Annotated in this window: 15 protein-coding genes; 9 read left to right on the forward strand and 6 right to left on the reverse strand. The window is 49.0% G+C overall.

Annotated features, from left to right (window positions below):
* Positions 1–168 precede the first annotated feature (168 nt).
* The 3 genes from AC58PV_RS14670 (at position 169) to AC58PV_RS14680 (ending at position 3,190) form a co-directional block, all read left to right on the forward strand.
* Positions 169–1,512 carry a sugar porter family MFS transporter gene (locus AC58PV_RS14670; protein WP_497433109.1) on the forward strand — a complete coding sequence of 448 codons (1,344 nt, stop codon included), beginning with the start codon at positions 169–171 and terminating at the stop codon, positions 1,510–1,512.
* A 133-nt stretch (positions 1,513–1,645) separates the two neighbouring features.
* Positions 1,646–2,137 (forward strand): SRPBCC family protein, encoded by a 492-nt coding sequence (locus AC58PV_RS14675; RefSeq protein WP_497432964.1) that lies wholly within the window; start codon positions 1,646–1,648, stop codon positions 2,135–2,137.
* Between the two features lie 36 nt (positions 2,138–2,173).
* Positions 2,174–3,190, forward strand: a complete 1,017-nt coding sequence (locus AC58PV_RS14680; RefSeq protein WP_497432965.1) for an SDR family oxidoreductase — start codon at positions 2,174–2,176, stop codon at positions 3,188–3,190.
* 368 nt (positions 3,191–3,558) lie between these two features.
* On the opposite strand, the gene AC58PV_RS14685 is transcribed toward AC58PV_RS14680, so the two are convergent.
* Positions 3,559–3,909 (reverse strand): FlxA-like family protein, encoded by a 351-nt coding sequence (locus AC58PV_RS14685; RefSeq protein WP_497432966.1) that lies wholly within the window; start codon positions 3,907–3,909, stop codon positions 3,559–3,561.
* Positions 3,910–4,121: 212 nt separating this feature from the next.
* Here AC58PV_RS14685 and AC58PV_RS14690 point away from each other — a divergent pair, with 212 nt between their 5' ends.
* Together AC58PV_RS14690 and AC58PV_RS14695 are read left to right on the forward strand one after the other, a co-directional pair.
* Positions 4,122–4,967: a MerR family transcriptional regulator gene (locus AC58PV_RS14690; RefSeq protein WP_497432967.1), complete on the forward strand. Its 846-nt coding sequence runs from the start codon at positions 4,122–4,124 to the stop codon at positions 4,965–4,967.
* 84 nt (positions 4,968–5,051) lie between these two features.
* Positions 5,052–6,008, forward strand: a complete 957-nt coding sequence (locus tag AC58PV_RS14695; protein WP_497432968.1) for an NAD-dependent epimerase/dehydratase family protein — start codon at positions 5,052–5,054, stop codon at positions 6,006–6,008.
* A gap of 162 nt (positions 6,009–6,170) precedes the next feature.
* Here AC58PV_RS14695 and AC58PV_RS14700 read toward each other — a convergent pair whose 3' ends face one another.
* The 3 genes from AC58PV_RS14700 to AC58PV_RS14710 form a co-directional block, all read right to left on the reverse strand.
* Positions 6,171–7,754, reverse strand: coding sequence for a catalase (locus tag AC58PV_RS14700; RefSeq protein WP_497432969.1), 1,584 nt, complete (start codon positions 7,752–7,754; stop codon positions 6,171–6,173).
* Between the two features lie 130 nt (positions 7,755–7,884).
* Positions 7,885–8,727: an aldo/keto reductase gene (locus AC58PV_RS14705; RefSeq protein ID WP_497432970.1), complete on the reverse strand. Its 843-nt coding sequence runs from the start codon at positions 8,725–8,727 to the stop codon at positions 7,885–7,887.
* Positions 8,724–9,947, reverse strand: coding sequence for an MFS transporter (locus AC58PV_RS14710; protein ID WP_497432971.1), 1,224 nt, complete (start codon positions 9,945–9,947; stop codon positions 8,724–8,726). Before AC58PV_RS14710 ends, AC58PV_RS14705 begins: the two co-directional genes overlap by 4 nt.
* Positions 9,948–10,084: 137 nt before the next feature.
* On the opposite strand from AC58PV_RS14710, the gene AC58PV_RS14715 reads away from it, so the two are divergent.
* A complete protein-coding gene (locus tag AC58PV_RS14715) occupies positions 10,085–10,501 on the forward strand; it encodes a winged helix-turn-helix transcriptional regulator (RefSeq protein WP_497432972.1) in 417 nt (138 codons plus the stop codon).
* The gene (locus tag AC58PV_RS14720; protein WP_497432973.1) at positions 10,498–10,866 is read left to right on the forward strand and encodes a DUF4180 domain-containing protein; all 369 of its coding nucleotides are present in this window, start codon (positions 10,498–10,500) and stop codon (positions 10,864–10,866) included. The genes AC58PV_RS14715 and AC58PV_RS14720 overlap by 4 nt, the downstream gene beginning before the upstream one ends.
* Positions 10,867–11,278: 412 nt before the next feature.
* Here the strand turns inward: AC58PV_RS14720 and AC58PV_RS14725 are convergent, their stop codons facing one another.
* Together AC58PV_RS14725 and AC58PV_RS14730 are read right to left on the reverse strand one after the other, a co-directional pair.
* Positions 11,279–11,605: an antibiotic biosynthesis monooxygenase gene (locus AC58PV_RS14725; RefSeq protein ID WP_497432974.1), complete on the reverse strand. Its 327-nt coding sequence runs from the start codon at positions 11,603–11,605 to the stop codon at positions 11,279–11,281.
* 160 nt (positions 11,606–11,765) lie between these two features.
* The gene (locus AC58PV_RS14730) at positions 11,766–12,452 is read right to left on the reverse strand and encodes an HAD family hydrolase (protein ID WP_497432975.1); all 687 of its coding nucleotides are present in this window, start codon (positions 12,450–12,452) and stop codon (positions 11,766–11,768) included.
* Between the two features lie 172 nt (positions 12,453–12,624).
* Here AC58PV_RS14730 and AC58PV_RS14735 point away from each other — a divergent pair, with 172 nt between their 5' ends.
* Positions 12,625–14,409, forward strand: a complete 1,785-nt coding sequence (locus AC58PV_RS14735; RefSeq protein ID WP_497432976.1) for a methyl-accepting chemotaxis protein — start codon at positions 12,625–12,627, stop codon at positions 14,407–14,409.
* A gap of 161 nt (positions 14,410–14,570) precedes the next feature.
* A complete protein-coding gene (locus AC58PV_RS14740; protein ID WP_497432977.1) occupies positions 14,571–15,416 on the forward strand; it encodes an ABC transporter ATP-binding protein in 846 nt (281 codons plus the stop codon).
* Positions 15,417–15,478 lie beyond the last annotated feature (62 nt).

The raw sequence follows: 15,478 nt of genomic DNA on the forward strand, positions 1-15,478 counted from the left end.
CACAAATAAGTGCAGGGAAAGGTTCCCCAGCTGTCTGATTGCCCATGCTATAATGAGTCTCGCTTCACACGAAATGTAAGATGAAAGACTCGCATATAGTTGCGGCAGACGTCAGAAGGGAGCATCATTGTGGGTGTACAAATAGATCATTCAAGTCAGCAGGCAAACATGAAATTCGTCACGCTAGTCTCTATCGTTGCTGCGCTCGGGGGGCTTCTATTCGGCTTCGATACAGCCGTCGTATCAGGTGCTGTTGGTTTCATGAAAGAGCGCTTTACGCTTAGTGAAGTGGAGGTAGGTTGGGCGGTTTCCAGTTTAATTATTGGGTGCATCGTAGGTGCGGCGGCATCTGGTGTCCTAAGTGATCGATTCGGTCGGAAAAGGGTGCTCATTGCAGCTGCGCTGCTGTTTATCATTGGCTCTATCGGCTCTGCAATCCCGGATACATTCACGGGGTATATTATTGCACGTATCATTGGCGGACTCGGCATCGGGATCACCTCTACGCTTTGTCCGCTGTATAACGCGGAAATTGCACCCGCCAAATATCGCGGCCGCTTGGTCGCATTGAACCAATTTGCTACAGTGACGGGAATTTTTCTCGTGTATTTCATCAATACCAGCATTGCGAATCATTCCGATGAGGTCTGGAATGTTACGACAGGCTGGCGTTGGATGTTCGGCTTCGGGGCTTTTCCTGGCCTAGTATTCTTAATTCTACTTTTCTTCGTACCCGAGAGCCCGAGATGGTTGATCAAGCAAGGACGTGCAGCGGAGTCACTTCCGATTCTGCTTCGCATTCATGGGGAAGAACTGGCTAGAAAAGAAGTGATGGAGATCAAGGAATCTTTTAAACAAGACAATGGCTCCATTCGCCAACTGTTCAGCCCAGCGCTGCGACTTGCCTTAATTGTCGGCGTCGGCTTGGCTGTTCTGCAGCAAGTAACAGGTATCAATGCGGTGATGTACTATGCGCCTGAGATTTTCAAACAAACCGGCACAGGCACGAATGCTGCGCTGACACAGACAATTTTGGTCGGACTCATTAATTTCCTCTTCACCATTCTTGCCATCTGGCTCATTGATAAAGTGGGTCGGAAAATGCTGTTGCTAGTGGGTTCCGCTTCTATGACAATCTGCTTAGCGGTGATCGGTATTGCGTTCCACACAGGGCACACATCAGGCAATCTAGTACTTGTCTTTATCTTACTTTATGTAGCTTCCTTCGCGGTCTCCTTAGGGCCTGTTGTTTGGGTGGTCATGTCCGAAATTTTCCCGAATCGTATTCGCGGCAAGGCAACAGCCATCGCTTCGATGGCACTGTGGATCGCTGATTATGTGGTCTCACAGACGTTCCCGCCACTACTTAGCTCTGCAGGTCCAGCGATAACCTTCTGGATCTTCGGCATCCTCTCCTTAGTGACGTTCGTCTTCACGATGCGAGTTGTGCCAGAAACGAAGGGCAGATCACTGGAAGAAATCGAGTCCCTATGGTCCGTGAAAAAAGCATAAGAGCATGAACAGAATGGCCGGGGCCCTAACCTCGGCTTTTTTGCTATTTCTTGATTTGAACCCGCCTATACAGGTAAGATGAAGCTAGGACACTCGGTTGTACTTTAATAGGACAAAGTAGAGGAGGCATCATATGATAGCTGATCTTCAATCTGCCCAAGGGGGATATTTGGCTCGTTATGAACGTCATTGGCAGCATGATGTGAAAGAAGTCTGGTCATGGTTGACGGAAAATGACAAGATAACCCAGTGGTTTCCCGAGTTAGAGGTGGGCGAGCTTCGAGAAGGCGGTGTGATGAAGTTTAACATGCCTGACGGGACAGTCATTCCCATGGACATTCTTGCGTGTAGCCAAGATGAGGTGTTGGCTTTTACATGGGATAAGGATCATGTTCGTTTCGAGCTTCATAAGGAGCTAGACGGTGGATGTCGTCTCGTGTTCAGTGAGTATTTACATCAAATCACGGAGCACACGCCAAGAGATTTGGCTGGGTGGCACGTGTGCCTAGATGTGATTGAGGCGTTGCTGGCAGGTAGAACGATTGCCTCTCGTAAGGATATGTGGAACGGCTGGTATGTGAAGTATAAGGGGCTGACAGATACCGTTCTGACGAATCAGACGTAATACATATAGGAATATGGGGATAACGGAGGCGAAATCATGAAGGCACTATTTATTGGCGGCACGGGCACCATTAGCTCGGCGATTACGAAACAATTGCTAGAAGCGGGCTGTGAGCTATATTTGTTGAATCGCGGTACGCGCAATGCGGATTTGCCAGCAGGAGCGCACATCCTGCAAGCGGACATTAACGATGAGGAGCGCGTGGCTAATCTGATCGCGGAATTATCGTTCGATGTTGTTGCGGATTTTATCGCTTTCGAGCCGTCCCAGCTGGAGCGGGATTATCGACTTTTTCAAGCTAAAACAAAGCAATTCATCTTCATCAGCTCGGCTTCCGCCTATCAGACACCATTATCGGATTACCGGATCACGGAAGGCACGCCATTATCCAACCCCTTATGGGCTTACTCCAGAAATAAAATCGCCTGTGAAGAGTACTTAATGAAACAATACCGGGAGCAAGGCTTCCCGATCACAATTATTCGGCCGAGCCATACGTATGATGAGCGTTCTATCCCGCTTGGTGTGCATGGTACGAAGGGGAGCTGGCAGGTAGCGAAGCGCCTGTTGGCGAATAAACCCGTCATTATTCACGGCGACGGAACGTCTTTGTGGACGATGACGCACAACAGCGATTTTGCCAAAGGATTCATCGGCCTCATGGGCAATCTTCATGCGATTGGGGAATCCGTTCATATCACATCGGATGAGACATTGACGTGGAATCAGATTTACGAAGCGATCGCAGATGCGCTAGGTGTAAAGCTTCACGCGGTGCATGTCGCGTCTGATTTCCTAGACGCTTGCAGCGCACAGGACTACCGTGGCGGCTTGCTTGGGGATAAGGCGAATTCGGTTGTTTTTGACAACGCGAAGTTGAAGCGGCTTGTGCCCGATTTCGTGGCTACAACACGATTCGATCAAGGGATGAAGCGGACAGTCGCCAATATCCTGGCCAATCCTGAATTGCAACGGGAAGATCCAGAATTCGACGTGTGGTGCGACAAGGTTATTGGAGCACTGGAGTCTGCGAAGAAAGCGATCCTCGCTTAAATCGACCATATCGAGAAGGAAAATATCCGATCCTAGATATCCCATCCCGATTAAATGGAAAATCTACAGTTAATTCCCTCGAATTCTTCCGAAATCGACGATTAGATGGAAAATATGTAGTTAAATCACTGATTTTCACAAATATCCTCTGAAATCCTTCAAATTAGATGGAGAATTTCCAGTTAATTCACTATTACACGAACTAGAGGCGCAAATAACTGTATAAAATACAGGTATTCTTGTTTTGTCTTGAATTGTATTGGCACAAGCTGCTCGCCTCATAAGAATGCCAAATAATCGGCTGCAGTTGGCTGCATAACAAAAGGGACGTACTTGTTAAAGTACAGTCCCTTTTCTCATGTACGGGTCTATATCCGAATATCCAACGTACCGTTAGGATTCGTGTTGATTTCCTTGCTTGCAGCGTTGCTCGGCCCGTTAGGTTTGTTAGGGTCCATAGCGCCGGCGTCTTGCTGGCTAGAACTGCTGTTAGATTTCGAGCGCGCCTGCGCGATCTGCTGATCAATCTGTTGGATCTGTTGCTGAATGAGCTGCACTTTGCGCTCTTTTGTTTTCTGATCCTCTTTGCTCTGCTGTTCCTTCGTTAGTTCAATTTGCAGCTTGGCCTTTTGCTTTTCGAGGGCGGCTGTGTCCGTTGAGCTAGTAGGGGAGGAATAGGAGCTAGTGCTTGATGAGGATGTCACACTGGATATATTCATGCGGGTCTCAGCCTCCTTTCTAGCTTCAATTTGTCAGTATGCGGAAGCCCACAGGTGATTATGTCATGCCAAATTGAGGAAATGCTGAAGGCGCACTGAGGATTTGCTTAAAATGAGAGATGGGGGAAGGCTAGCGGTAATTTACTCGCCAATCTCCAAGTGGAATCCGTATAATGGAAATAAACGAACACGGATTTGAAAGGCGGATAACGATGTCGAATTTCATTAGAATCGGACTCTTTTCCAAAATCGCACAGGTAACCATACGCACTCTGCGCCATTACGATGAGCGGGGCCTACTCAAGCCTGCTTATATCGACAACGCGACTAGCTATCGGTATTACACATATGAACAGCTCACTCGGATTCATCATATCGTGGTGCTGAAGGAGACTGGTTTCTCGTTAGATGAGATCGCGACGATGATCGATCAAGCACTCACCATGGACGATATGAAGCAGATGATGTACAAGAAGAAAGCAGAGTTAGCGAATCAGATCGAGGAAGCGGCACAACAAATGGCTCGCATAGAGTCAAGATTGCATCAACTTGAACGAATGGGTGAGAAGCCTGCTTATGAGGTTGGGATCAAGCAAGTACCAGCGCTCTACATGGCCGGGCTTCGCCGAATCGTACCACGCGTACTAGATATGCCCGTCTACCGCTGTCAAATGTTCGAAGAGCTCGAGGCGGGACTGGGAAGCGGTGTACTAGATAGTCATATGCAGCAAGAGTACATGCTGTATCATATGACGGAATTTATTGAGGAGAATTTCGATATTGAAGCGGGGGTTAGCTTGGATTCATTAGCTCATCTACGTCCAACGGGCCCAATCACGCTATATGAAATTCCAGCAGAGCCAATGGTGGCAAGTCTGGTTTACAAAGGGCCTTTCATGGGCGTTGGGGAGGGGATTCTGGCGCTTTTTACATGGCTCGGGGCTAATGGATTTGCACAAACAGGTCCTGTTCGCGAGCTGCACCTATTCGGTAGAGAAAATCATGTTCAGGATTACAATAATGTAGTCGTGGAGCTTCAAGTACCGATATCTCCATAGGTCAACTAATTTCTGAATGTCTCTTGACTCTCTCGTTACGGTAGACAATATCGTTAAGGTATTGAAGCTGAGGGGGCATGAGGAATGAGTAAACACGTGCATGTGATTGTTGGAACGGGGCCACTAGGGATGGCGGTTATGAGGGAATTAAAACGGCGCGGGGTCGAGCACATACGCATGGTGAATCGCAGCGGCAGAGTGTCCGAGGCGACAGGGGTAGAAGTGGCCAAAGGGGACGTTTCCCAACTTACTGAGGCAATTGCGCTGTGCAAGGATGCGGCAGTGGTCTATCACTGTGCGCATCCCGGATATACGAACTGGCCGACGCAATTTCCCGGTCTTACTCGAGGCCTTATGGCTGGTGCAGCTGCTGCGGGTGCGAAGCTTATTTATGGCGACAATCTGTATATGTATGGTCAAGCAAACCAACCCATGACGGAGAAGTTACCGCACCTCGCTACTGGCAAAAAAGGACGTACACGCGCCCAGATGGCGGAGGAATTGCTGCTTGCGCATCAATCGGGGAAGGTCCGTGTCGCGATTGGCCGCGCCTCGGACTTCTATGGCCCAGGCGTGAAACAATCCTCCCTGGGAGAACGAGTCTTTGGCTTCGCCTTGAGCGGCAAGCCGGTAAGTCTGCTGGGTAATCTGGATATCCCGCATACCTTTACGTATATTGATGACTTCGCTAGAGGACTCGTGACCCTTGGTCACGAGGATCGTGCGCTAGGTGAAGTCTGGCATATACCAAGTGCGAAGACGCACACGACCCGGGAGATGCTTGAGCTGATTTTTGATGAGCTAGGCGCCACCAGCAAAATTAGCACATTATCCCGTGGCATGGTGACGATGATTAGTCTTTTTCATCCGATGCTGAGGGAGCTCAAAGAGGTTCTCTACGAGTTTGAACATCCCTTCATCCTGGATCACAGCAAATTTGAGGCTGCATTTGGCCCGCAAACGACGACCCCGCATGAGGAAGCGATCAGGCAAACGGTGCGGTGGTATAAGGAAATGATGGGGGAACAGCGGGCCCAATAGCAGGAGCTATGCCACTGCATGTACAAGGGCTGCTTGTATGTGCTGAGAGGGATTGGAGCGCAGTTAGTGATGAAAAACATCACTAACATACCTCACAGCGAACTGCACCACCTCGCGCTCCCATAATAGAGAAAGGCACCCATCCAGGGTGCCTTCCGCAATTCAATACCCGTCCGACCGCTGCCCAGCGGTCTCGGCTAACTCAGCCCCCGCCTGCGCGGCGGCTGAACCCAAGTGCTCCAGCTCAATCTTCGCTTGAGCGAGCCCCTCAGCCACACGCCGTCCGTAATCCGGATCGGCCTGCTCGAAATAACGGATCATGTTCGCCTGTATCACAGGCTTACAGATCTTCAAAGCATCGACCAAATTCGCGATCAACTCATCGCGCTCCCAATCCTCGAACTTGCGGTACGTATCGCCCGCTTGCCCAAAATCATTCGTGCGGCTGATCTTCTCCCTCACCAAACGATCCGTGTACATCGGCTGATGCTCTTTGCCCGAAGGTGCCGCTTCCTGCAATCCGCCGAGCGACGAGGGCTCGTAATTGACATGCGGGTTCTGCCCAGGAGCTTTGTCCACCATCAGCGTCATCTGCCCATCCCGCTGGTTCGTCGCGACAGGCGATTTCGGCGCATTGATCGGCAGTTGAAGGTAGTTCGTCCCTACACGATACCGCTGGGTATCCGAGTAGGAGAAGGTTCGACCTTGCAGCAGCTTATCGTCCGAGAAATCGAGGCCATCGACGAGAACGCCAGTTCCGAAAGCGGCCTGCTCCACCTCCGCAAAATAATTTTCCGGATTGCGATCCAGCACCATTTTGCCTACTTTGCGAAAAGGAATCTTCTCATGATCCCACAACTTCGTCGGATCCAAGGGATCAAAATCGAGCTCAGGGTGTTCATCGTCACTGAGAATTTGAACGCACAGTTCCCACTCCGGATAATCCCCACGCGCTATGGCTTCGTATAGATCCTGCGTGGCATGGCTAATATTTTTACCTTGAATCGCCTCGGCTTCAGATTGTTTCAGGTTCTTCATCCCTTGCTTCAGCGGCTCCCAATGGTATTTCACAAGCACCGCGTCGCCGTTCTGGTTCACCCATTTGTACGTATTGACGCCCGACCCCTGCATTTGCCGATAGTTGGCTGGAATGCCCCATGGCGAGAAGAGGAAGGTGATCATATGCGTCGCTTCTGGCGAATTGGAAACGAAATCGAACATTTTCTCCGGGTTCTGGAGGTTCGTGACAGGGTCTGGCTTGAATGCATGCACCATATCGGGAAATTTTAACGGATCGCGGATGAAAAAGATTTTCAAATTATTGCCGACTAAGTCCCAGTTGCCATCTTCCGTATAAAATTTCGTTGCGAAGCCGCGCGGATCCCGTAACGTTTCTGGTGAGTACGTGCCGTGGACCACGGTCGAAAACCGCACAAAAACAGGGGTGCGCTTCCCCTTCTCCTGAAAAAGCTTAGCCCGCGTATACGTTGAGACCGGCTCGTCACCGACCGTACCATACGCTTCGAAATACCCGTGAGCCCCCGCACCGCGCGCATGCACGACACGCTCTGGAATCCGCTCCCGGTCAAAATGGGAGATCTTCTCGATGTAATGGTAATTCTCAAGTGTCGAAGGGCCGCGATTGCCAATCGTGCGGATGTTCTGGTTATCCGTGATCGGATGGCCTTGGCGGTTCGTTAAGGTCATATTCGTTTGTTCGTTCTTTCCATTTGGTTCATGGCTCATATCGCTGAAGTTCCTCCCAACCGTAATTAGAAGTAATATTTGCCATTGAAAAGGGAATTATTCCTAGCAAAAAGCCCTTCCCTCTTTCCGAAGAAAGGAGGCAGGGCTTTGGTTTCATCACCATGTTGGGTTAAAAATCAAAATTATCCGGATCTGGACCAACACGCAGATTCTGATTCATCGCATGGATCGCTGCCATGTCTTCGCTTGTAAGTTCGAAATCGAATAGAGAGCCATTTTCGAGAATGCGGTGCTCTTTCGTGGACTTCGGAATGGTGACGATGCCACGCTCCAAATCCCAGCGCAGAATGACTTGGGCAATGGATTTGCCATGACGTTCAGCGATCCCCTTCAACGTAGGGTTATCCAGAAGCTGACCCTGCATGAGCGGGGACCAGGCTTCTAACTGGATGCCATGCGTTTTGCAGAAATCATGTAAATCTGTCTGAGCGAGAAGGGGGTGAAGCTCCACTTGGTTAACCATTGGTTTAATCGACGAGGTACCCATCACATCCTCCAAATGATGAATTTGGAAGTTGCTCACACCAATCGCTTTGACACGGCCCTCTTGATAGAGTGTCTCAAGTGCTCGCCAAGCCTCTACATATTTGCCTTGAACAGGCCAATGAATAAGGTAAAGATCGAGATAATCTAAGCCTAGCTTCTCCAAGCTTGCTTCGTAGGCTGCAATCGTAGACTCATAGCCTAGATCGGCATTCCACACTTTTGATGTGACGAACAGTTGATCTCTCGTTAAACCCTGCTCCGCCATCCCTTCGCGAATCCCTTGGCCTACGCTGCTTTCATTGCCATAGATAGCCGCGGTATCGATGCTGCGATAGCCGATGTGCAGGGCTGCTTTCACGGCTTGCACGACCTCGGGGCCATCCTCTACTTTAAATACGCCTAGACCGAGATAAGGCATAGTTACGCCATTGTGAAGTGTAGTTGTGGTTTGTAAGTTGTGATTCATTGTGTTATTCCTCCTAAAATAGTTGGTTGCAATCGTTCCGTTTGATCTGATTTTTCAAGCTTGCGGCTCCAGAGGGTGAGGAGAACAGCTCCGAAAACCATCGCTCCGCCTACCCAAGTGGTATGAATGAGGCCGATGGAATCGGTAATGATACCACCGAGGAATGCTCCACCGGCAATGCCCGCGTTAAAAGCTGCAATGTTGAAGGCAGATGCAACATCTTTAGCCTCTGGGGCGAATCGTTCAGCGAGCTGTACGACATAAATTTGCAAGCCAGGTACGTTCATGAATGCGAGTAATCCCATGAAAAAGATGGTGATTAAGCCTGCGGCTTTGTAAGGCGCTGTCCACATAAAGAGAAACAACACGAGCGCTTGTAAAAGAAACATGATCAGCAAAGCTTTGCTTGCGTTGCGGTTCGCGGCGCGGCCTCCGATGATATTGCCAATCGCAATAGCAACCCCATACAGGAGTAATATCAACGCTACTGTATGTTCTGCAAATCCTGTAATCTCATGTAACAGTGGAGATAAATAAGTGAATACCACGAATGTGCCGCCGTAGCCCAAAGCCGTAATGGAGAAAGCGAGCAGCAGTCGCCCATTGGTGACCAGCTTCAGCTGTGTACCCAGCGGTGTCCGAGTCCCTTTACGCAAATTGGAGGACACCAAAATCAAGTTCGCGATGAGTGCCACCACGCCAACCGCGACAATGGCGAAGAACGCCGCCCGCCAGCCCAGCTGCTGGCCGAGGTACGTACCGATCGGCACACCGGTTACGGTGGCGACGGTTAGGCCCGAGAACATAAGCGCAATCGCGCTGGCTCTGCGGTTCTCGGGAACGAGATCAGCGGCGATGGTCGAGCCGATCGACATGAAGATCCCGTGCGCTAGTGAAGAGATGACGCGAGCGATCAGTAGAATGACGATGCCACTTGCCGTGGCAGCCAGTAGATTGCCTGCGATAAACACGAGCATGATCCAGAGCAGCAGTGTTTTGCGCGAGACGGTTGAGGTCAGGGAAGTTAAGATGGGTGCTCCTAAAGTAACCCCGAGTGCATATAAAGTAACGGTTAAACCTGCGCCCGTGATGGATATATGAAGGTCTTCAGCAATGAGCGGAAGGAGTCCGACACTGATAAACTCGGTTGTGCCAATGGCGAAGGCGCTAACTGCAAGGGCAAGCAGCGCAAGTGTATTTCCTTTGGTTTCTTGTTTCATAGCTATCACTCCAAACTTGTATGTCCCGGCCGGTAAGTGCTATTATCAGACATAATAGTCGGATTGACCAGTACGTACTTTTAAGTACGGTAGGTACTTTTTAGTGCCTATAGCAGGGAATGGAGGTAAATCATCAGATGGCGAAAAAGCTATACAACATCTCGGTAGAAGCCACGCTAGAAGTGATCGGGGGGAAGTGGAAATGCGTCATTCTCTGTCATTTGACCCATGGTAAACGGAGAACGAGTGACCTCAAGCGACTGATGCCTAGAATCACTCAGAAAATGCTGACACAACAACTCAGAGAGCTCGAAGACGATGGGATCGTGGAGCGAATCGTGTACAATCAAGTGCCGCCAAAAGTGGAATATGCGCTAAGCGAGTATGGGGCAAGCCTGAAACCGATTTTGGATTCTCTCTGCAATTGGGGAGAAACGCATATCATCAAAGAATATGGAGATAAATTCGTTGTTCTTGAGGAAAATGTGTTAAATAAAAGGGACGAAGAGGTCCTCGTCGACGAACTTAGGGAGAAAGAGGTAGAACTGATATGAATACATCGATTAATCAGAGGGGCGATTCTCAGGTAGCGATCGTCAAGAGCACGGACATTCTCATCAGCAGCGAGCAAGATGCACTAGACTTAATGGCTTCCGTGAATTACCTGACGGGTTGCAACAAGTTTATTATTAACCAATGGAATGTGACAGAGGATTTCTTTGAGCTCAAAACGAAGCTAGCCGGGGATGTTCTCCAGAAATACACGAACTACCAGATAAAGATGGCCGTTATCGGTGAATTCGAGCAATACAACAGCAAAAGCCTCCGCGATTTCATCTACGAATGCAATCATGGCAAGCAATTCTTTTTTGTTGCAGATGAGCGGGCGGCTTTGGATGCTTTGCATGGCGTGAAGTAAGGGCAGCACAAACACAACCTATCGATAAACCGTAACCCGAAACATCAACAAATCTAGCTACTCAAGTGATCGGATGCGGGGCAGACTTAACCAGCACCAGCACCAGCACCAGCACCAGCACCAGCACCAGCACCAGCACCAGCACCAACGCTAGCCTAGCCCCCGCGCCCCCGCGGCTATAAAATAACTGGAAAACCTACAGCTAATCTGGCCGTTTCAGCACCAAAATACGATTTAACTGGAAATTATGTAGGTAAATTCATGTTTTCAAGCTAGATGCGCGCAAATTGTTGAAATTAACTACAGGAAATCCAGTTAAACGTATTTTCGTCGCGAAATCCACTGATTTAGCTGTACTTTTTACATCTATTTTAGCAGTGGCACGTGCATGGAATCTCCCAGCACCACTTTATTATTTCCCGAACTGGCCGGGCCGCACTTTCTTTACTTCAAACATACTTACATTCGATGAAATAACGTATTCAGGACGTTCCTGTCCCTTGCTATTGCGGTGGCCTGCAAGATGCTCAGGGCTTTTCTCCCAGTTTTTCCACGCTTGCTCGGACTCCCAACGGATGAAAACGACGACCTCTTCGTTCTCTTTACTCCGTTTGTTGACCATAACGGTCACATCGATAAGCCCTTCCATGCCGTCCAACGGCCCTTCCTTGCTAAAACGTTCCACAACTTTGTCGCTATTACCAGGTTGTACAATAATGGTTCTCTGTTGAATAAGCACGAAGATCAGCTCCTTTTTAACCATGAATGAATATGAGAATCATTATCATCCAAATCGGAGGAGACGTCAACACGTGCTTATTCTGTTTATCCAATGTTCGATCCCGAAGCCTCTGGTCGTCGGAATGATTCACTTACCTGATCAACTCGGTCTACCCGTATTATTTTTTGCCTACCGAGTCACTACCCTCGATTGCCTCCAGCAACATTTGCAGCGACATTTCCTCCAAACTCCCGACCATGCGCGGCTCCCCGTCAAAAGCAAGGAACTTCGTAACCGTGTTCGGTACGACGATGTAGTGCATACCCGCGGCTGCCGCAGCGCGAGCACCGTTGGGTGAATCCTCGATGGCAATCGCCTCAGCGGGCTGCACACCAAGATCTTTCAACGCGAGCTCATATAGCTCGGGATGAGGCTTTACTAAAGCGACATCTTCAGCGGTGCGAATCGTTTCGAAATAGTCACGGATCCCCAGCTGTGACAGATACGTATCGATCCAAGCTCTTTTCGAGCTGGAGGCTAGCCCAATGCGCAGGCCTAAGGCTTTGGCCCCAGCCAAGTAATCAAGAATCCCAGGACGGATACCTTCCTGGGCCATCCTATTCGTATGTCTCGTGTGGACATGCTTCCCAAGCGTTTCACGATCCAGAGGTAGCCTTTTATCCGTAATCAGATAGTCATAGGGATCAAATACATGCAGGGAAGTGCCGATGCATTGCCCGTACATGTCGATAGTCAGTTCAATATCGTGCTCGAGAGCAATCTCTCGAAACGCCTCATACCAAGCTGTCTCCGTATCTAGAATCGTGCCGTCAAAGTCAAAAATAAGCGCTCGAATCGCTGACATACTTCTACAACTCCTTTTTCCTGCAATCTCACGATCGCCTCAATCAAAACAAATTCTAAATAAAAGTGGGAAGGGTTTCTAAGAACTTTGTCGAAATCTAGAAGACTAGCCTACAAGACCTATATGTACTAAACCGCTGTGCTGTAAAACTCTGGAGGTGCTTTTGTCAATCATGTCACAAGCTAATACACAAGGCAAGCAAACATCTGTAAGGTTTTTTCGATCCCTTTCATTCAAAATTTCAGCTTGGACTGCCGCCTGCTATATTGTACTTTGCGTGTTGCTAACCTTCGTTTCCTATCAACAGCATAGGCAGCAAATGTCGGATAACTTGATCGCACTTGAAGGGATTTTCCACGCGCCCCTCGTGCAGAAAATAGATTACATTGAGAAATCGAAGGAAGAATTAAAGAAAAATAAAGAAGCTTACAAGTACGAGCCTGCCGTTATGAACGTACAAGAGGATATGGACCGAGTCTCTCAAGGGGATTTGGTCGAAAATGCCTACTTATTTTACCCCGAATGGACGACATTGGATGGAGAGCCAGCTCTTCTGAATTTGTTATCCAATTCGGAGCTATACGTTGATGAGAAACCCGCAGATCCTTATGCACCCGTTCCTGAGTTGCTCACAGCGCTGAAGCAAGCAGAGAAAACAGGTTTCGGTATCACGGGAGTCTACCAAGATACATTAGGAACTTGGGTGAGTGCGGTGAGCACGATTCGAGATAAAGATGACAAACTTGTTGCTTTCGTGGGATTAGATTTCGATTATGGCGTTCTACAGACGCAGATGAATACCTATACGCTTCAATCGATATGGACGGGATTAATCGCTATTGTGATCGGAACTCTTTTCATCGTCTTCATTGTACGACTGTATCTGCGTCAGATTAACCCATTATTAAAGCTGGCACAGTCGGCAGCTGCAGGGGATTTATCGGATGCATCGCTAGTCAAAAGTAAAAGTAGTGATGAATTAGGTGTTCTGGGCAACCACTTGAAAGATATGGTCGGGAATCTTCGCGGCTTAATCGTTCAGATCGCACAAGCAGCGCAGCAGGTTTCGGCAGCATCGGAATCGCTGCAGACGGGTGCTCAGCAGACTAGCGAATCTACAGCTTCTGTCTCGGAGATGATGGGCCAGCTTGCTTCACATTCGGAGCAACAACGTCAAGGCACAGAGGAAAGCAGTCATGCCATGAACGAGATGGCTGTCGGGATTCAACGCGTAGCGGAGTCAGCAGGTCATGCAACGGATATTTCAGGTCACGCACGCGCTCATACGAGCGAAGGCAATGCCCGGATGGGGCAGAACATGTTGCAGATTACAGAGGCGCTGCGCTCCGTCCAGGAGGCTGTACAAGCGATTCAGAGCTTGAAGTCGATGTCCGAGGAAATCGGGGAAATCACAGTCCTTATCACGCATGTGACTAGGCAAACGAATTTGCTTGCACTGAATGCCTCCATTGAGGCGGCGAGAGCAGGCGAGCACGGCAAAGGCTTCGTAGTTGTTTCCACGGAAATCCGCAAGCTTGCGGATCAATCTCGACTGGCGACAGAGCGAATTGCTGAGCTCGTAGAGCGCGTCCAACACGAGACGGGAACTGCTGTTATCGCGATGGATCGTGGTCTTGGAGAAGTAGAGGCCATGCAGGCTGTTGCGCAACAAACGGACAGTACGTTCAAGGATCTCTCGGGTACGGTTCAAGAGGTCGTCGATCAGATGACCGATGTATCTGCCGTTTCGGAGCAAATGTCAGCAAGCTCAGAGGAAGTATTAGCGGGAATCGTGGAAATTGCAGCGTTAACTCGCATGACAACGGAGCTTACTCAGGCTGTCGCGGCAGCAGCGGAGCACCAACTAGCGACGATTTCGGAGGTGGCCAGAACAGCGAACGAACTCAACGGAATGTCGCATGAGCTGCAGTTGGCTGTGGCTCGGTTTAAAGTATAAGCATCATAATAGTTGGAAGAAGTAGGATGCCCTAGGCATCCTATTTTTGTACGAAAAACCTTGACATTTTTATTGATAATGATTATCATTTTTAGTTAATGGGTATAAATTAATCAATCATTCAACTTTATATACATATTGATAAAAAGGGGATGTCCCTCATGGCAATAGCGACGAGAATATATACCGAACAGCTGCATGTTTCTTATGATAAATTGAAAATCATCAATGATTTGAGCATTGAGATTCCAACAGGCAAGATCACCGCATTAGTCGGTGCGAATGGTTCGGGGAAATCAACGATTTTGAAGGCAATGTCGCGATTATTAAAACCTACGGAAGGCACCGTATTCTTAGACGGTCATTCCATTCATCATCAATCAACGAAGGAAATTGCAAAGAAATTAGCGATTCTACCGCAATCCCCATCCGCTCCAGAAGGCATTACTGCCGAAGAACTAGTCGGATATGGCCGCTTCCCGCATCAGCGCGGTTTTCAGAAGATGTCCAGCGCCGATCGCGATATCATCAACTGGGCGTTCGAAGTGACAGGGATGACTGCGTTCAAGGATCGTCCGATCGATCACCTATCAGGCGGTCAACGTCAACGAGTATGGATTGCCATGGCACTGGCGCAGCAGACGGATATGCTGTTCTTGGATGAGCCGACGACATATTTGGATATGGCGCATCAGCTTGAGGTTCTCTGTTTGTTGAAAGAAATTAACGAGCGTCACAATACGACTATCGTCATGGTTGTGCATGATTTGAATCATGCGACGCGTTATGCTGACCATTTGATCGCGATTAAATCAGGGAATGTCGTCTATGAAGGCGCACCGATGGATATTGTAACTCCGCAGATGCTACTCGACGTGTTCGCTATTCATGCGGATGTTATCGTGGATAAACGTGCTGGCGTGCCACTCTGTATCCCATATGGCTTGGTATCGGACGATGAAGTTCCGGCAGTTGAAGAACGTAAGGTAGCAGTAACGAGTGCTTAATTAGCGTAAATGAGTCAGTATAAGAGGTGCCCCCGGATTGGGAGGTGCCTTTTCTTTGTGGA

This window comes from Paenibacillus sp. J22FR83 (assembly GCF_059691955.1).